General features: G+C 34.6%; 22 protein-coding genes. 13 read left to right on the top strand and 9 right to left on the bottom strand.

The window, feature by feature from the left end:
* Nucleotides 1–152 precede the first annotated feature (152 nt).
* The 6 genes from ACJJVT_RS06730 (at nt 153) to ACJJVT_RS06705 (ending at nt 3,869) form a co-directional block, all read left to right on the top strand.
* Complete coding sequence (locus ACJJVT_RS06730; protein ID WP_405397419.1) at nt 153–662, top strand: RNA polymerase sigma factor; 510 nt, start codon at nt 153–155, stop codon at nt 660–662.
* A complete protein-coding gene (locus tag ACJJVT_RS06725) occupies nt 649–1,086 on the top strand; it encodes a hypothetical protein (protein WP_405397417.1) in 438 nt (145 codons plus the stop codon). Before ACJJVT_RS06730 ends, ACJJVT_RS06725 begins: the two co-directional genes overlap by 14 nt.
* A 1-nt stretch (nt 1,087) precedes the next feature.
* A complete protein-coding gene (locus tag ACJJVT_RS06720) occupies nt 1,088–1,642 on the top strand; it encodes a DUF4252 domain-containing protein (protein WP_405397415.1) in 555 nt (184 codons plus the stop codon).
* Nucleotides 1,643–1,754: 112 nt separating this feature from the next.
* Nucleotides 1,755–2,297 (top strand): DUF4252 domain-containing protein, encoded by a 543-nt coding sequence (locus ACJJVT_RS06715; RefSeq protein WP_405397414.1) that lies wholly within the window; start codon nt 1,755–1,757, stop codon nt 2,295–2,297.
* Nucleotides 2,298–2,358: 61 nt separating this feature from the next.
* The gene (locus ACJJVT_RS06710) at nt 2,359–2,898 is read left to right on the top strand and encodes a DUF4252 domain-containing protein (protein ID WP_405397413.1); all 540 of its coding nucleotides are present in this window, start codon (nt 2,359–2,361) and stop codon (nt 2,896–2,898) included.
* Nucleotides 2,899–3,059: 161 nt separating this feature from the next.
* Entirely contained in the window at nt 3,060–3,869 is an 810-nt protein-coding gene (locus tag ACJJVT_RS06705) for a mechanosensitive ion channel family protein (RefSeq protein WP_405397412.1), read from the top strand.
* Between the two features lie 76 nt (nt 3,870–3,945).
* On the opposite strand, the gene ACJJVT_RS06700 is transcribed toward ACJJVT_RS06705, so the two are convergent.
* From ACJJVT_RS06700 to ACJJVT_RS06690, 3 genes are all read right to left on the bottom strand, one after another.
* Nucleotides 3,946–4,827, bottom strand: coding sequence for a mechanosensitive ion channel family protein (locus ACJJVT_RS06700; protein ID WP_405397410.1), 882 nt, complete (start codon nt 4,825–4,827; stop codon nt 3,946–3,948).
* A 126-nt stretch (nt 4,828–4,953) separates the two neighbouring features.
* Nucleotides 4,954–6,297 (bottom strand): adenylosuccinate lyase, encoded by a 1,344-nt coding sequence (purB, locus tag ACJJVT_RS06695; RefSeq protein ID WP_405397408.1) that lies wholly within the window; start codon nt 6,295–6,297, stop codon nt 4,954–4,956.
* Between the two features lie 125 nt (nt 6,298–6,422).
* On the bottom strand, nt 6,423–6,989 hold the full coding sequence (locus tag ACJJVT_RS06690) for an adenylosuccinate lyase (protein ID WP_405397407.1): 567 nt from the start codon (nt 6,987–6,989) through the stop codon (nt 6,423–6,425).
* A gap of 34 nt (nt 6,990–7,023) precedes the next feature.
* On the opposite strand from ACJJVT_RS06690, the gene ACJJVT_RS06685 reads away from it, so the two are divergent.
* Nucleotides 7,024–7,497 carry a heme-binding domain-containing protein gene (locus ACJJVT_RS06685; RefSeq protein WP_405397405.1) on the top strand — a complete coding sequence of 158 codons (474 nt, stop codon included), beginning with the start codon at nt 7,024–7,026 and terminating at the stop codon, nt 7,495–7,497.
* On the opposite strand, the gene ACJJVT_RS06680 is transcribed toward ACJJVT_RS06685, so the two are convergent.
* Entirely contained in the window at nt 7,466–8,152 is a 687-nt protein-coding gene (locus ACJJVT_RS06680) for an SIR2 family NAD-dependent protein deacylase (protein WP_405397404.1), read from the bottom strand. The two genes, ACJJVT_RS06685 and ACJJVT_RS06680, sit on opposite strands and share 32 nt — an antisense overlap.
* Nucleotides 8,153–8,199: 47 nt before the next feature.
* Here ACJJVT_RS06680 and ACJJVT_RS06675 point away from each other — a divergent pair, with 47 nt between their 5' ends.
* Genes ACJJVT_RS06675 through ACJJVT_RS06665 form a run of 3 tightly spaced genes read left to right on the top strand, consistent with a single transcriptional unit; the run spans nt 8,200 to nt 9,793 of the window.
* Nucleotides 8,200–8,856: a TrmH family RNA methyltransferase gene (locus ACJJVT_RS06675; RefSeq protein ID WP_405397403.1), complete on the top strand. Its 657-nt coding sequence runs from the start codon at nt 8,200–8,202 to the stop codon at nt 8,854–8,856.
* A gap of 41 nt (nt 8,857–8,897) precedes the next feature.
* On the top strand, nt 8,898–9,431 hold the full coding sequence (locus tag ACJJVT_RS06670; protein ID WP_405397401.1) for an SRPBCC family protein: 534 nt from the start codon (nt 8,898–8,900) through the stop codon (nt 9,429–9,431).
* Entirely contained in the window at nt 9,428–9,793 is a 366-nt protein-coding gene (locus ACJJVT_RS06665; RefSeq protein WP_405397399.1) for a VOC family protein, read from the top strand. The genes ACJJVT_RS06670 and ACJJVT_RS06665 overlap by 4 nt, the downstream gene beginning before the upstream one ends.
* A gap of 8 nt (nt 9,794–9,801) precedes the next feature.
* Here the strand turns inward: ACJJVT_RS06665 and ACJJVT_RS06660 are convergent, their stop codons facing one another.
* The 5 genes from ACJJVT_RS06660 to ACJJVT_RS06640 form a co-directional block, all read right to left on the bottom strand.
* A complete protein-coding gene (locus tag ACJJVT_RS06660; protein WP_405397398.1) occupies nt 9,802–11,493 on the bottom strand; it encodes an alpha-amylase family glycosyl hydrolase in 1,692 nt (563 codons plus the stop codon).
* 51 nt (nt 11,494–11,544) lie between these two features.
* Nucleotides 11,545–12,315, bottom strand: coding sequence for a carboxypeptidase-like regulatory domain-containing protein (locus tag ACJJVT_RS06655; protein WP_405397396.1), 771 nt, complete (start codon nt 12,313–12,315; stop codon nt 11,545–11,547).
* Between the two features lie 74 nt (nt 12,316–12,389).
* A complete protein-coding gene (locus ACJJVT_RS06650; RefSeq protein WP_405397395.1) occupies nt 12,390–14,210 on the bottom strand; it encodes a DEAD/DEAH box helicase in 1,821 nt (606 codons plus the stop codon).
* 158 nt (nt 14,211–14,368) lie between these two features.
* Complete coding sequence (locus ACJJVT_RS06645) at nt 14,369–15,013, bottom strand: DUF4337 domain-containing protein (protein WP_405397393.1); 645 nt, start codon at nt 15,011–15,013, stop codon at nt 14,369–14,371.
* A complete protein-coding gene (locus ACJJVT_RS06640) occupies nt 15,003–15,587 on the bottom strand; it encodes a non-canonical purine NTP diphosphatase (RefSeq protein ID WP_405397392.1) in 585 nt (194 codons plus the stop codon). Before ACJJVT_RS06640 ends, ACJJVT_RS06645 begins: the two co-directional genes overlap by 11 nt.
* A 59-nt stretch (nt 15,588–15,646) precedes the next feature.
* Between ACJJVT_RS06640 and ACJJVT_RS06635 the strand changes: the two genes are divergently transcribed.
* From ACJJVT_RS06635 to ACJJVT_RS06625, 3 genes are all read left to right on the top strand, one after another.
* On the top strand, nt 15,647–16,099 hold the full coding sequence (locus ACJJVT_RS06635) for a methyltransferase family protein (RefSeq protein WP_405397391.1): 453 nt from the start codon (nt 15,647–15,649) through the stop codon (nt 16,097–16,099).
* Nucleotides 16,100–16,196: 97 nt separating this feature from the next.
* A complete protein-coding gene (locus ACJJVT_RS06630) occupies nt 16,197–16,802 on the top strand; it encodes a SatD family protein (protein ID WP_303599449.1) in 606 nt (201 codons plus the stop codon).
* 2 nt (nt 16,803–16,804) lie between these two features.
* Entirely contained in the window at nt 16,805–17,500 is a 696-nt protein-coding gene (locus ACJJVT_RS06625) for a DUF3307 domain-containing protein (RefSeq protein WP_405397390.1), read from the top strand.
* Nucleotides 17,501–17,503 lie beyond the last annotated feature (3 nt).

Genomic DNA, 17,503 nt, shown 5'->3' with positions numbered 1-17,503 from the left:
AATAAACGTTTAAGTAAGTACGTATATAATTAGTATAAGGATGTTAAATTTACTTACAAGTCAATTAAATAAAAATTAATTGTAACAAAAATCGTTGTACATCGTCTTCTTTTTGTAAACCGATAAGAAAGTTTACGAACAGCCAAACCAAAATGAAACAAGCGGAGTTTTTAAATACTGTATTACCATTTAAGGATAAGTTGTTCCGTATGGCCAAAAGATTGTTGGTGTCAACGGAGGAAGCTGAAGACGCAACACAAGAGATATTAATTAAGTTGTGGTCCAAGAAGAATAAAATGGAGAGCTATAACAATGTAGAAGCTTTTGCCATGACCATGACCAAAAACTTTTGTTTAGATAGATTAAAATCTAAGCAAGCCGGTAATTTGAAATTGGTACATACTAATTACACAGATGCTAGTACTTCGTTACAAAGCGAAATAGAAGCAAAAGATAGTATTAGTTGGGTAGAACGAATTATGGCTGAATTACCAGAGCAGCAAAAAATGGTATTACAATTGCGAGATGTAGAACAATACGAATATGAAGAAATAGAGAAATTACTGGATATGAAACCTACAGCCATACGTGTTGCTTTATCCAGAGCACGAAAAACCGTAAGGAAAAAATTAATGGAAAAGCATAATTATGGAATTGCATAATATAGAAAAATTAATAGAAAAGTATTTTGAAGCGACCACTACGGTAGCCGAAGAAGAAAAGCTGAGAAGGTATTTTTCAGAAGATGAAGTCGCTCCTCATTTAGAGCAGTATGAATCTTTGTTCAATTACTTTACGAAAGCAAAAGAAGAACGCTTTACAAAGCAGGTGCCATTAAAACCTAGAAAAAATTATTTGAAATGGGTATCCGTTGCAGCGATAGCAGTCTTTATGGTAGGGCTTTATTTCTATCAGCCAACACCACCTCCCGTTACTTTAGCAGATGAGTATACACCAGAGGAAATAGAATCTGCAAAAGAGGCTTTAGCCTTATTAGCAATGAATTTTAATAAAGGTACAGAGCAACTGTATTATTTAGAGGAATTTGAAAAAACAACGAATAAATTTTTAACGAAAAATAATTAAAATGAAAAAGATATTAGTATTAACGCTTTTGGTGTTAGCCCCTGTAATTATAAATGCTCAAGATATTTTTGAGAAGTATGAGGATAACGATAAGGTAACTTTTGTTGCCATGCAGCCAAAAATGTTTCAGATGTTAGGTAAAATGAGCGTTAGTTCAGATGATCCCGAAGCAAAAGAATTTTTTGAGTTGGTTAATTCTATAACCAGTTTTAAGGTAATAACTACCGAAGATGCGGCTATTTCTAAAGATGTTGATAGCTGGGTTACAAACAGGCTTAGCAGCTCTTCTTTTGAAGAACTAATGAGGGTTCGTGATGGTAGCTCTAATGTAAAATTTTACGTTAAAGAAGGTAAAGACAGCGATCATGTAAAAGAACTTTTAATGTTTGTAACCGGTTTAAAAGATGTTGATATAGATATCAATGGTAAAAAGTTAGAAACTGTTCTTTTGTCCTTGACTGGAGATATTAACTTACGTTCAGTATCGAAATTGACCGATAAAATGGATTTACCAGGTGGTGATCAATTAGGCAAAGCAGCAAATAAGGGGAACTAAATAGTATTTAAAAGTGTTGGCCCCTTAATTTCAGCACTTTTTAAAAAACAAACATTCATCAATTCATCAATCGCCAAAACCTAAATAGGGTAGCGGCATTAAAACAACAATCATGAAAAAAGTAGCAGTAGTAATTTTAATGGCAATTTTACCCGTATTGGGTTTTTCTCAATCTGTATTCGATAAATATGAAGATATGGATAATGTAGGGTCTGTAATTGTAAATAAAGGTATGATCGACCTAGTTTCTAAATTAGGCGGCATGAGCGACGACGCAGAGGCTCAGGAGTTTATGGATATAGCTAGCGGACTAAGAAATGTAAAAGTTTTTATGACCGAAGATGCTTCTGTAACGGCAGATATGACATCAACCGTAAAGAGATACCTTAAGTCTTCGAAGTTAGAAGAGTTGATGCGCGTAAAAGATCAAGATGTCAACGTAAAGTTTTATGTGAAAGACGGTAAAAAGAAAGATCACGTATCAGAATTATTAATGTTTGTTAGTGGTTTAGAGAATGTAGATGTAGGGCATAATGGACGTAAACTTGAAACAGTATTAGTGAGCCTTACCGGTGACATCGATTTAAATAAGATAGGTACTTTGACCAATAAAATGGATTTACCTAAAGATTTGAACAAAGCATCGGGTAAATAAAAAATATTTAAAAAGGTCTTCTATTTAACAGGAGACCTTTTTATAATTTAAAAAGAATAATATGAAAAAAGTATATTTAATAATGATGTTGGTGCTAGGTTTTACCATTGCATCATGCTCGTCAGAACAGAGTTTGCAACAGTATTATATTGCAAGTGCAGAGAATCCTAATTTTATGTCTTTTGATTTGCCTTCGAGTTTGTTAGATTTAGAAACAGCAAATTTAACCGAATCAGAGAAAGAGGCAGCTTCATCTTTAAAGAAGTTGAACGTTTTAGCATTTCAGAAAAAACCAGAAAACGAGGCAGATTATTTAGTTCAAAAAAATGTGATAAAATCAATACTTAAAAGTGACGATTTTAGTGAGCTAATGAAAATGAATACTCCTTTTGGAAAAGCTACCATACAATTAAAGGGCGATGATGATACCATCGACGAACTTGTCATATATGGCGACAACGATGAAAAAGGTTTGGTTTTAGTTAGGATTTTAGGAGATGATATGAACCCAGCGAGTTTAATGCAATTAGTTAAAGCAGTAGAAAAATCTGATTTTGATGGGAAAGGATTGGAACAACTTGGAGATTTGTTGAAAGGCTAAGTTTATAGTATATTTAATTTAAATACAGCCCGTTACATTATTGTAACGGGTTTTTTGTATCATAAAATTGAAGTTTATCTCCTTATTAATGTGACCAATCGAGAAAATTGGTGTCATAATAAGTGAGAATATATACAAACAACCTAAACAAACATTTAAAAATGGAAAACGCACAAGTATGGATTGACAAAGGAATTGGAATGGCAATGGAATATGGACCAAAGGTTCTGATGGCCATTTTAATATATATAATCGGTTCTTGGGTTATAAAAAAGTTAATTGGTGTCACTAGAAAAGGGATGACTAAGCAGGATTACGATGAATCATTGCAGAAGTTCTTGTTAAGTTTAGTGAAATGGGCGCTTACAATATTTCTGATTATTACGGTTATTTCAACCTTAGGTGTTGAGACTACAAGTTTTGCAGCAGTAATTGCAGCAGCTGGTTTGGCAATTGGTCTTGCTTTGCAAGGTTCTCTTTCTAATTTCGCTGGTGGTGTATTGCTAATAATTTTCAAGCCTTATAAAATTGGAGATTTGATAGAAGCACAAGGTGTTCTTGGTAATGTAAAAGAAATCGAGATTTTTACTACCAAATTGGTAACACCAGAAAATAAGTTAGCGATTGTTCCTAATGGTGCAATGGCAAACGGTAATATCGTAAATTATACTGCCGAAGGTAAAATTAGAGTTGATACTACAGTAGGTGTAGATTATGGTTCTGATTTACAAAAAACAAAAGATGTGTTATTGGCAATGTTAAAGGCAAATCCTCAAGTATTGCAGGATCCTGCTCCATCGGTTAACGTATCTGAATTGGCAGATAGTTCTGTAAACTTAGCTGTACGTCCTTTCTGTAAGCCAGAAGATTACTGGGATGTATACTTTGCTACTATTGAAGGAACTAAGAAAGCGTTGGATACTGCAGGTATTGAAATTCCTTACCCACACGAAGTTAATATTAGTAAATAAATTAGTCTAGTTAGTTGATTAAAAGCCCGTTGAACTTGCTCAACGGGCTTTTTTAATTTAGCGCTATAATAGATATTTAATCTTTAGCAATCTGTAGATTGTTTTTTCCAAAGTCCAATGTTCTAATTGGAAACGGAATATTGATATCTCTCTGATCAAAATGCTTCTTAATAATTTTAATCGCTTTATGTCTAGCTGCATGCTCTTGCTTTACATTGATGCAATCTGCCCAAAAACGCACCATAAAGTTGATAGAACTATCGCCGAACTCCGTAAAAAAGAATTCTACATTTTCGTCATCATTCTGCTTAAAATTATCGGCAATGATTTTTACCGTTAAGTCTTCTACCATTTGTAGGTCACTTTCATAACCTACACCACAATTCACAAAAATTCTATTTCTTTCATTCATGGAGTAATTGGTGAAAGATCCATCTATGAATTTAGAATTAGGTATAACCACTATGTTATTATCTGGCTGTTTAAGTATGATGTTTCGTAGACTTATTTCGGTAACAAAACCAGAAACACCATCAGCATTAATAAAGTCATTAATTTTAAGCTGTGGCATAAACGAGAGTATAAGTCCGCCAAAGGTATTACTAAGTGTTCCTTGCAGTGCTAAACCTACGGCAAGACCTACAACACCTGCACCTGCCAATATGCTTGTTAATACTTTGTCAAGATCTAAGACACCGAGAGCAATGAAAAATCCGATTAAAATAATGGTAACGAATATTACTTTTGCTATTATTTCTTGAATAGAGACTTGAGATATTTTTCTTAGAATGGTTCTTTTAAGAATTTTACGTATTCCTCTTGCCAGAAAATAAAACAGAAACATGACCAAAATTGCCATGGCGAAGTTTGGTAATTTTAAGATGATTGCTTCTAGCCAACCATCTAATTTATCCCATAAATTACTTACTGATTCTTCAACTGAGAAATTTGTTTGCATACAATTTTAGTTTTGCGTTCACTCGAAATATATATGATGTGAGGCACAATCTAAAATGCATATCGCCCTAAACGGGCGATATGAAGTATATGAACTAAAGAAAAGTTTTAATGCATTAAAACCGGCTTAAATTCCAGTGTAGTTACTAGGCGATATTTGTTTTAATTCATTCTTGATTGCATCAGAAACTTCTAAAGTATCAATAAAGTTTGCAATAGAATCTTTATTGATTTTCTCGTTTGTACGTGTAAGTCCTTTTAAAGCTTCGTATGGATTTGGGTAGCTTTCACGTCTTAATATGGTTTGAATAGCTTCAGCTACAACAGCCCAGTTATTCTCTAAATCTTGCTCAAACTTCACTTTGTTTAAAAGTAGTTTGTTCAATCCTTTTAATGTAGATTGAAAAGCAATAATTGTATGTGCAAAAGGAACACCAACATTTCTAAGAACTGTACTGTCAGTTAAATCTCTTTGCAATCTCGATACTGGTAATTTAGCCGACAAGTGCTCAAAAATAGCGTTTGCTATACCAAGGTTACCTTCAGAGTTTTCAAAATCGATAGGATTTACTTTGTGTGGCATGGCTGAAGATCCAACTTCGCCAGCTTTTATTTTTTGTTTGAAATAATCCATAGACACATATGTCCAGAAATCGCGATCAAGATCTAAAATAATAGTGTTGATTCGCTTAAGGCCATCAAACAAAGCAGCCAAATGGTCGTAATGTTCTATTTGAGTAGTAGGGAATGAATGTTGAAGTCCTAATTTCTCTTGCACGAATTCTTGACCAAAAGCTTTCCAATCTATCGAAGGGTAAGCCACTAAATGAGCATTGAAATTTCCGGTAGCTCCACCAAATTTTGCAGCACTTGGAATATCGTTTAATAAATTAAACTGCTCTTTTAAACGAACAACGAAAACCATAATTTCTTTTCCTAGGCGAGTAGGTGAAGCAGGTTGACCGTGTGTTCTTGCCAACATAGGTATATCTGACCATTCTAAAGTTAATACATCTAACTTTTCAAGTAACTCAAAATATTGAGGTACATATACTTCGTTCATTGCCTCTTTAATTGAAAGCGGAATCGCAGTATTGTTGATATCTTGAGAAGTTAATCCGAAATGAATAAACTCTTTAAATTCTGATAAATTTAAAGCATCGAAAGCCTTTTTAATAAAGTACTCAACCGCCTTAACATCATGATTGGTAGTTCTCTCTATCTCTTTAATTTCTTCAGCATCTGCAGTAGAAAAATCAAGATAAATTTTTCTAAGGGTATCAAACTTTGACGTATCAAATGAAGAAAGTTGTGGTAAAGGAATTTCACAAAGTGCAATAAAGTACTCTATTTCTACTCTAACTCTATATTTTATTAGTGCTTCTTCAGAAAAGTAAGCAGATAAAGATTTGGTTTTAGAGCTATAACGACCGTCAATAGGTGAAATGGCATTTAGTGCATTAAGAGACATAATGTTTGGTTAAATTAATAAGGGGCAAATATACCTAATCGTATCAAAGTTTAAAACCATAAGTACTTTAAGTTATGGTCAATTACAATGATTTAATGAACAATTTTTAAAGCTTCTTAAATGCACTACTTTTTTTCTAGAACTTTTAAGGTCATTCTTGCTCTAGCCTTGTATGCAGCACTGCCGCTCTCGTAGTTTTGTTCTAGTATTTGTTGCAATTCTGGATGAATCCATTTTATTCTTCTACCTATTAGTAGAAGTGTGGTCATGGAATATGCTTTTGGGGCAACTTTATAATCACCGATCAACCAGTCGAAAGCAGCTTCGGTTATGATGTTTAAATGATTTGTGGTTAATTTTTGTATTGATTTTACTGATTTTTTTGAAAATTCGTTTATCACCAATAACTGACAGATTTTTGAAGCAGGGCGAACAGAAGATTCTAATGAAATATGTTTTAACGATTCGGTAAATACATCAATATGTATTAAAATATAATGCAAATTTATTTTGGCAACACTTTCTAAAACCCAACCCGCTTTACATGATATTGGGTCTACATCTTCTTTAATTATTTCAATAAGAATGGGAATTAAATGGAGATTACCTTCAATTTTAGATGCCACTTTAGTACGATTTTCTCTTGAAGCACTTACATAATTCAATGCTTCATAAAGTTCTTCCTTGGTCATAAAATTGTATCTTTAATTTTCATTTCCCCCAAATATGAAATTACTAAAAAAAATTAGCCTAGGTGTCGTTGTTGTGTTTGTGGCCATGCAGTTTTTCAGTCCTACAAAAAATATAACTGCCGGCAAGCATGCAGAAGCTTTTATAAAGCAGACAAACCCATCGCCAGAACTTAAAAATCTTTTTGAAACTTCTTGTTACGATTGTCATAGCAACAATACAGAATACCCGTGGTATAATAATATTGCCCCGATTTCATTTTTGCTGGCAGATCACGTTAAGGAAGGTAAAGAACATTTGAATTTTTCTGAATGGGAAAATTATTCTTTAGATAAAAAAGACCATTTGTTAGAGGAGATAGAAGAGGAAGTGCTTAATGGAAATATGCCTTTATCTCAATACACCTTATTTCATAAAGATACAGAGCTTACTGCCAATGAAGTTAATAAATTGGTAGAGTGGGTAAGGCAGACGCGAATTATTTATCAATTAGGGAAGCAACCAAAGTAGGAGTTCCGGCTACTGCAGTTTCTGCTATAATGGTTAAATTGTTTTTATGGGATTTTGAGATGGCGGGTTTTGGGTCTATAAAATAAATTGGCGTTTCGCCATCAACAAAATCAATTAAACTTGCTGCTGGGTATACTTGCATAGATGTACCGATAATAATTAAGTAATCTGCTTTTTCGGTAATAGAAATAGCATCTTCTAAAAGGGGTACAGCTTCACCAAACCATACAATATGTGGTCTTAATTGATAACCGTTTTTACAAGTGTCGCCTAGTAAAATATCTTGCTTACAATCAAAGATTTCATTGGTAGAATTAGTACTTCTTGATTTTAATAATTCGCCATGAAGATGTAGAACTTGAGAACTACCGGCACGCTCGTGTAGATCATCTACATTTTGAGTTATAATCTGAACATTGAAATGTGTTTCTAAAGCAACCAATGCTTTGTGTGCAGCATTTGGTTCAACAGTTAGCAATTGCCTTCTTCTTTGGTTGTAAAACTCTAAAACCAATTTAGGATTGTTTTGAAATCCTTCAGGTGTGGCAACCTCCATAACATCATGCCCTTCCCATAATCCATCAGCATCTCTAAACGTTTTTAGTCCGCTTTCGGCAGAAATTCCCGCACCAGTTAATACCACAATGTTTTTCATGAGCTTTGATAATATGTATAAAAATATACTTTTCTTATCTTGGGGGCATGATTGATGTGAACCTTTTAGCATATTTAGAAGAATTTATTTCAGAAAATAGAAAACAGCGTTTTGTTGATATTTTGGCTGAACGCACAAACTACTTGACCGTAGCGGTAGAAGATGTATTTCAAATGCATAATACAAGTGCAGTGGTAAGGAGCTGTGAATCTTTTGGTGTTCAGACTGCGCATTTGATAGAGGATAGAAACGGTCAACATTTAGATGAAGAAATTGCCATGGGAGCTCAGAAATGGGTAGATATAAAACGGTATCAAAATTCAAAACAAGTAATTGATTCGTTGCGAGAAAAAGGGTATAAAATAGTAGCTACTAGTCCGCATGCAGATAGCTCGTTATTACAAGATTTTAAACTGGATAGTAAAACGGCTTTGTTTTTTGGGACAGAGAAAAATGGATTAAGTGATTATGTATTAGAAAATGCAGATGCCTATTTAAAAATACCTATGGTAGGTTTTACCGAGAGTCTTAATATTTCTGTTTCTGCTGCCATTATACTTCAGCATTTAACCACGCAATTAAAAGCTTCGGGTGTAGATTGGAAATTAACAGATGAAGAAATGCTAGAAAGACGATTAAACTGGACAAAAAAGTCAATTAAGAGTATCGATGACATTTTAGAGCGATATAAGTCTGATAATTAAATTTTTACTAACTTGTTAATCAACAATTAATTAGATGACAAATGTATACCGTATTCATAATTCTCGGAGTAATAGTGGCATTGGTTATTTTCTTGGCATTAATAGCTCCCAAAAGTTATCAAGTTTCTAGAAATATAGAATTAGAACATCCACCGGAACAAGTGTGGCCTCATTTAAAGTTTTTAAAGAAACAGCAAGAGTGGTCGCCATGGGCAAGGAAAGATCCAAATATGAAATTGACGTTTACTGGAGTTGATGGTGAGATAGGCGCTACAAGCCACTGGAACGGAAATAAAGATGTTGGTGAAGGCGAACAAGAAATTACTAGAATAGTAGAAGGCGAACGTATAGAACAAGATTTGCGTTTCTTAAAACCTTACAAGTCGAAATCTGATTGTTATATGACTATTGAAGAGCATGAAGTAAATAAAAGTAAAGTTACTTGGGGATTCACTGGTAAGAATAAGTTCCCAATGAGTATAATGATGGTTTTTATGTCTATGGACAAAATGGTTGGTAAAGACTTCGAACAAGGATTAAACAATCTTAAACATAATTTAAATAGTCAATTATGATAGTATGGTTTGAAATACCCGTAGCAAATATGGAGCGTGCTCAAAAGTTCTATGAGTCCATCTTAGATGTTTCTATTACGGTGAATAATTTTGGGGAGTTTGTAATGGGCCTATTTCCAGATAAACAAGTTATTGGTCAGGCAAATGGCGCCTTGGTTCAGCATGAGCAATACAAGCCTAGTGTGGACGATGGGGTACTGGTGTATTTGGCATGTGATGACGCTGCGATAGTTTTGGGTAAGGTTGAAAAAGCCGGCGGACAAGTATTGCAGCCTAAAACCGAAATAGGCGAAGGACACGGATTCATGGGGCTTTTAAAAGATACTGAAGGCAATAGAATTGCGGTTCATTCTAATGCCTAATATAAATCTTAATTGCTAAGCTCTAACAAGACAACGTCAAAATCATTATCTAGTATAACTTTGTTTTTGTCAACCGTTACTTCAGTTTCGGAAAAGCGGTCGTATAATTTTGTGCCATCACCGAAAATACCTTTTACAGAAATAGATTTTTTTCCTTTTACTATGTCTAAAGCGATAACTACTTTATCTACATAATCATCTTTAGTGAAGTGTCTGCTAAATATGTAAGGTGCTTTCGAAATTCTTTTGTGAATACCAGCACCTATTGAAGGATGGTCATTTCTAAAGGTTCCTAATTTCTGCCAATAGCTTAAGGTTTCTTTTGTTTGTGGTAAACTGTCCAACTCATTCCAATTCATAAACGAGCGCAATGTGGCGTCACCTTGCGTGCCTTCTATTACTAGACTACGAGCAGTTTCATCACCATAATAGATTTGAGAAGCTCCAGGAGTTAGCAATAATACATTTGCAGCTCTTTTGGGGTCGGTTCTTTCTTGATCGAAAGGTTGACCGTCGTCATGAGAAGTAAGGTAATTTAAAACACTCTTATCTTTAAAAGTAGTATGTAATAGTTTGCTGTACTTGGTAAAAATAGTTTCATAATCCTTTTTGGCATCCGTCTTTAATTCGAAATTTATAAGACTTTTAAATCCGTTATCGAAATAGTTTACTTTTTTGTCACCAAGGTCAAATTCTTGTCCGCCAGAAATTCCGTAATTATAAACTTCACCAACCATGTAGAAAGGGTTATCGTCTAATACCTTGTCGTTATTTTTCTTTTTCCAAAGTTCAAAAGCAATAGACGCTTCTTTATATAATTCTGCCCATGAGTTTTCATTGGCATGTTTAACAGTATCAACTCTAAATCCGTCAACACCATATTTATTAACGTAATCGGTTAGCCATTTAATAATATAAAAGCGAGGTGCTCTGGGGTAGCCGGTACGGTCAAAAAATAATTCTAGTTCATCTAATTCTTGACTAAGTCTACCTTCGCTTTTCCACTTTGCAAGAAGAGCATCTGGCAAATTTACTGTAGCATCAGATTCGGTTAAAATATCAGGTAGATTCGCAACCAAAGTACAAGCGGTAGTATTCTCGTATGTAGTAAATTCGCAGCTAGGGGAGGTGCGCACCCATTCTTCTGGCCAAACAGGATCTTCTTCGGTTACAGGCCCCGTATGATTTAATACAACATCCAATAAAATTCGAATACCATTTTCATGGGCAGTTTTTATTAGCGTATCTAAGTCTTTATCGGTTCCGAAATTAGGATCAAGAGCTGTCCAGTCTTTTGCCCAATAACCATGATAGCCATACGTATTGCCAGTGCCTTCATCGGTAGCACCGTGAATTTGTTCAACAACGGGAGTGAACCAAATGGCGTTTACGCCAAGGTCTTTGAAATAGCCATCTTTAATTTTTTCTGTAATACCTTGAATGTCTCCGCCTAAAAAACCTCTGAGTTCTCCGGTTTCTTCGTCACGCTCAAAATTTAGATCGTTAGCAGTATTTGCGTTATTGAATCGATCTGTAAGAAGAAAATAAACGGTAGCAGCTTCCCATTGAAAATTGGGGTTCTTTTTAGGGGTTTCAACTGAATCTTTAACTACAGCAATAGTTTCTGATTTTTCTTTGCTCTTAGGTTGGCAAGAAATCAATGCTATAGAAAATAGCCCTAATAAGAATACGTTTTTCATTTCCCTGTTATTTGCAATAAAACTATAACAAGGATTTCACTTTAAAAAATATTATTTCTTTCTATTTAAAACTTTATACTCTTCATAACAGCTACTAATAGCATCAAGTATCTGAAGATCATTGGCTGTAGTGATAAAAGATTTAGAATAATTGCAGTTATTTAGAATATCTTGAATATCAACTTTCTCTAACTGAAGAAATTCGGTAAGCGTTTCTCTATCAAATTTAGAAGCGAGAAGATTACGAATATCATCGTCTTCTCTCATTTGCCTAAGTTTACGCATTTGCGCAGGTTTTTTACCAAAAAGGTTACGCAACAAATCTGCTGGGTTTAATATGGCACCCAATACCTTTGTAACGGCACTAGGATTTTTATTACCGCCTTCATAGCTAACACCTAAGCCCGATATACTGTATTGATAAGCATTGTTAATAGGAAGGTTCTTTACGTCGATTTCTAAGTACCCAGTTAGCTGATAAGGTCTAACAATAACTTCTTCTAGAGCATAAGCAAGCTCTGTTAGTGCTATTTCGGTATTTTCAAATTTGAACATATCGTTCGTTACCCTAATTTTCTGTGATTTAAAACCAAGAAATGAAAAGTAAAGGGTGTCGTTTACTGCAGCAGTAATTGAAAACTCACCTTTTTCATTGGTAATTGTTCCGAAAACTTGGTTCAAGTTAACAACGTGTACGCTTTCAAGGGGTTCATCAGATTGGGCGTTTACGACAACGGCACTAAGGCGTTGACCTTCTTCCGTTTCTTGAGAGAAACCTATTAGTGAAAGAAAAATAAGAGTAAGCGATAAAAAGTATTTCATTGTACTGACAGCGTAATTAGGTTGCAAACAAAACAAAAAAAATACGCCGAAGCGTATTTTTAATATACAATTAACTAAAAGAAATCACCTTTTCTTTTTGTGCTGCGTCTTTTTCCGGAGTTAGGACTGCTAGATTCACTACGGTCGCGTCTTCTACCTTTAGACTCGCCACCGCCATCTCTTCTGCCTCTTCCGCCACGGTCATCATCTCTTCTGCCGCCACTTCTTTTTCCTCTGAAGCCACCGCCGCTTCCACCGCTTCTGCGATTTCCGCCACCACCGGGATTTTTAGAAACTTCTACATTAACAAATCTTCCATCAACTTTAAACTCAGTGAATTTTTCAAGAATTTGTTGGGTAGATTCACTTTCAGTATTAAAAAATGAAAAACTTTCCTTTACATCAACTTTAAAGACATCTTCTTGTCCAAGTCCTACAGTATCTCTAATAAAGTCTTTAAGAGACATCCAATCATAACCATCTTTTTCACCAACGTTTATGAAATAACGAACAGCACCACTAGTTGGTATTTCACCACCTCTTCGACCGTCACTTCTTTCTCTACCGCTGTCAGAAGAATTTAAATCTTTAGACTTATTATAGTAGTTAGAGAACCTTGTAAATTCGGCAGATATTAATTTCTTTATTAATTCCTCACGGTCGATACCTTCTAAAATCTCATTGATTTCAGGTAAATAAGGATCAACATCAGAATTAGTTTCAGTATCCTTTATTTTATTGGCTAAGTGATGTAATTGAATACCACAAATTTCCATTCCCGAAGGAACTTTTTTCAATTCAAATTTTTGATTGATTTTGTTCTCTATAGCTCTAATCTTACGTTGTTCGCCACGAGTAACAAGAACCATCGATATACCAGATTTACCAGCTCTACCTGTTCTACCACTACGGTGGGTATAAGTTTCGATTTCGTCTGGTAATTGGTAATTGATCACATGTGTAATGTCATCAACATCAATACCACGTGCAGCAACATCAGTTGCTACAAGCATTTGAATTTGTCTTTTACGAAAAGAGTTCATCACCAAATCTCTTTGGTTCTGACTTAAATCTCCATGTAATGCACCTGCGTTGTAACCGTCTTCGATTAAATTTTCGGCAACTTTTTGAGTATCACGTTTTGTTCTACAGAAAATAACTGCAAATATATCTGGGTTTGTATCAGCTAATCTTTTTAAAGCTGGGTAACGATCTCTACCGCCAACAACATAATACTCATGTTGTACGGTTGATGCTCCAGAGTTTTTTGCACCCACTGTAATTTCTTTTGGAGAATGCATGAATTTTTTAGCAATAGTAGCTACTTCTCTAGGCATCGTTGCAGAGAACAACCATGTTGATTTTTCATCGGGCGTACCAGAAAGAATATCTTTGATATCTTCCATGAAGCCCATGTTCAGCATTTCGTCAGCCTCATCTAGAACACAATAGTCTATGCTCGAGATATCAACAAGACGTCTACTGATCATATCTTTCATTCGACCAGGGGTAGCAACAATAATTTGCGCGCCTCTTTTAATTTGTCTTGCTTGGTCTGTAATACTTGCACCACCATAAATGGCGACTACATTGATATTACGCTCGTATTTTGAATACGCTTGCATTTCTTTCGTGATCTGTAAGCATAGCTCACGAGTAGGTGATAGTATTAAACCTTGTGTGGTTCTACTATTACTATCAATTTTTTGAATTAATGGAAAACCGAAAGCGGCAGTTTTACCTGTACCTGTTTGCGCTAGGGCAACTAGATCGGTTTCACTTTCCAGTAAAATTGGAATTGCTTTTTCTTGAACTTCTGAAGGGGTTTCAAAACCCATATCAGTAATAGCATCTAATAAGGACTTCTGCAGTCCCAGTGCTTCAAACTTTGTCATAAATATGTATACTAAATCGCAAATATGAATGTTGCATAGAGCGATTATCGTATATAACCTATTTAGACTCAGGGCAACACATGCTATACCAGCGGCGTTAATTAAGCGGCAAAGGTACTGCTAATAATTGAATCAGTATAATTTATTAGAAAGTAATACTACGGAGCTAGCGTATAGCCATATATAGATAGGAAAGTGCCCGTAATACCAAAGATAATCATAAGCACAATTAATCCTTTTTGCAGCGCTGGGCTATCATAAATAATGATACAAACGGCGCCAAGTACTATGCAAATTTGATAAAATAGTAATGCATAGTCGAATTTTTTGGTAGCGTAATCATAGGTTTGTGTTAATTTTTCCCATTGTTTAACTCCGGTAATAATACCCATTTTACCCTCTATGTCTTGAACCCAGTTTTCTTCGCCTACATGTTTTGATCCTAGTAAGATTTCTGTTTTTTCTGATTCGTACTTTACTATTTTATCTTTTACAATAGCTATTTTTCGTTCTATTACCGGTCTGTTTTCTTCAGTGACAATACCGCTTTCAATTAAAGTGCTTAAGTAGTCAAGTTCACTTTCTTTCAAACTTTCTTTAATACTTTTAGATTGGTACCAACTAGAATAGCTCACTACATTGTTGTGGGCAATCATCATTTCTTCTTCTAATTCGCCATTCACCATTTGTGATATTGCCATAAGTGCGGCAAATAAAGCAATGAGTACACCGCCAATAGCTTCTGCTCGTTCTGATGCAACTGATACAACTACAGTTTCGCCGTTGTCTTTTTTATTTATCATGAATACTATTTAAATAGGTAATCAACTTTTTAAATGCCAATGCTCTATGGCTTATTTTGTTTTTAATGGATAATGGCAATTGCGCAAAAGTTTCTTTGTAGCCGTTTGGTAGAAAGATAGGGTCGTATCCAAAACCGTTATCTCCTTTTTTTGTTTCTATAATTTCACCATGTATGCTTCCATCAAATATATGGGTTTTACCATTTAAATTTAAGGCGATTACAGTGTTGAAGTAAGCGTTTCGATTCTGTTTATCGCTTAAGTTGGCTAATAGTTTGTCCATATTAGCGTTTGAATCATTTTCGGCACCTGCATATCTTGCTGAATATACGCCTGGTTCACCATTTAGAGAATCTACAATAAGGCCGGTGTCATCAGCAAAGCAAGGTAGTTGATACGTATTTGTTATAAAATCTGCTTTTATTCTTGCATTACCCTCTAGGGTGGTAGCAGTTTCGGGTATATCGGTAGTACAACCAATCATATCTAAACTAACTAGCTCGATATATGATGGCACCAATTGCTGAATCTCTTTTAATTTGTTTGGGTTGTGAGTGGCGAATACAAGCTTCATGGGAACATTTTGAAATCTAGTTTGTCAATTTACAGCATCAAAAGTAGTAATTTTATAAAATGGAGTTAAAAGTACCACCGGCTTTAGTGTTTTTGTGTTTCGGATTGATGATGTATCTATTGGCAGAATTTTTACCGATAGGTTATTTTGATTTTTATGGAAGAATGTTGCTTACCAAAATTTTAGTGGGTATTGGTATTTTAATTGGCGTACTGGCATTGTTTCAGTTTAAAAGAGCAAGTACGACCATAGATCCAACAAAACCAGATAAAGCTTCTAATTTAGTTGTTGGCGGGATTTTTAAGTTTTCTCGAAATCCTATGTATTTGGCACTGCTTCTTGTGCTGTTGGCTTTAGGTGTTTTTTTAGGAAATGCTTTCAATACACTGATCGCTGCGGGGTTTGTAGGGTATATGAATCGATTTCAAATTATACCAGAAGAACGAATTCTCTTAGAAAAATTTGGGCGTTCCTTTAAAGATTATTGTATATTAACAAGGCGTTGGTTTTAAGTAGTTTTTATTGATTTATATTAATCACCGCGTTAATATCGATAAATATTAATCAATTAGCTTATAATTTAATATATTAGCGTTTTAACTAATAATCATGATAGCCATAATTACCGGAGATATTATTAATTCTGAAAAGCATCCTAGTTCGCAATGGATCGATTTGTTGAAGAATTACTTTAACCAATTTGGTGCTTCGCCAATGAATTGGGAGATATACCGTGGCGATGAGTTTCAGTTAAAAGTCACCGAGAGAAATGCACTATTTACTGCCATTCGAATAAAAGCAATGCTAAAAACCATAAAAGGTTTAGATGTAAGAATGGGAATCGGTATAGGTTTAGAAACCTATATTGGTACAGGTGTAACCGAATCTAACGGACCTGCATACCAGCGATCTGGGCGTAACTTCGAAACACTTAAAGAGAGCAAAATAAACCTTAGTATTGCAACAGGAGAAATTAAAAATGATCGAACTTTAAATTTAATGCTACGCTTAGCATTAGATTTTATGGATGATTGGAGTGTAGTTTCTGCAGAAATAGTAACATTGTCATTAGACTACCCGCATTATTCACAAAAAGAAATTGCACAACAATTAGGTATTAAACAGTCTGCCGTAAGTCAGCGTTTAAAAAGAGCAAGATTAGATTTGGTTTTAGATGTATTGTCATATTATAAAGAATTAATTACCAGTAAATAAATATGTTGATTTTTATAAAACTAGTATTGGCTCATTTAATCGGAGATTTTGTTTTACAACCTACACGATGGGTACTTCACAAGCAATCGAATAAGATAAAATCTAAGTTCCTCTACCTGCATGTGCTATTGCATTTTGCATTATATATGCTTTTTCTTTGGGATTTGTCGCTCTGGAAAATTGCCTTAATAGTAACCATAGCTCATTTTGTCATTGATGTATTGAAATTATATTCAAATGATTTATTTAAGAGTAAAAGCATTCCGTTTTTTATCGATCAGATTTTGCATATACTAGTCATATATTGCTGTGCTTTTTACACAGATCTATACGCTCATACCATGTCCTTATTTGAAAATTTAGACTGGTATTTGGTTACAGCCATCGTTTTTGTTACTTATCCCGCAGCAATTATAATGGGTATGATCTTAGAGGGAATGTCTAATCAGATTGAGACAGATCATAAATCGTTGCCAAATGCAGGTAAGTATATTGGCATGATAGAAAGACTATTCGTTTTAATATTTATAGTAATAGGCAGGTGGGAAGTTATTGGCTTGTTGATAGCTGCGAAATCTGTTTTTAGATTCAATGACCTAAAAGAGCGCAATAATAGAAAGCTAACGGAGTATATTTTAATAGGTACTTTAGTAAGTTTTGGCTTAGCAATCTTGGCGGGTCTTCTCTATATATCTTAAATA

It is taken from the genome of Maribacter sp. Asnod2-G09 (genome assembly GCF_045063795.1).
In the GTDB taxonomy this organism is placed as follows: domain Bacteria; phylum Bacteroidota; class Bacteroidia; order Flavobacteriales; family Flavobacteriaceae; genus Maribacter.
Note: the sequence above shows the minus strand (reverse complement) of the source record. Positions and strands in the feature narration are given on the sequence as shown.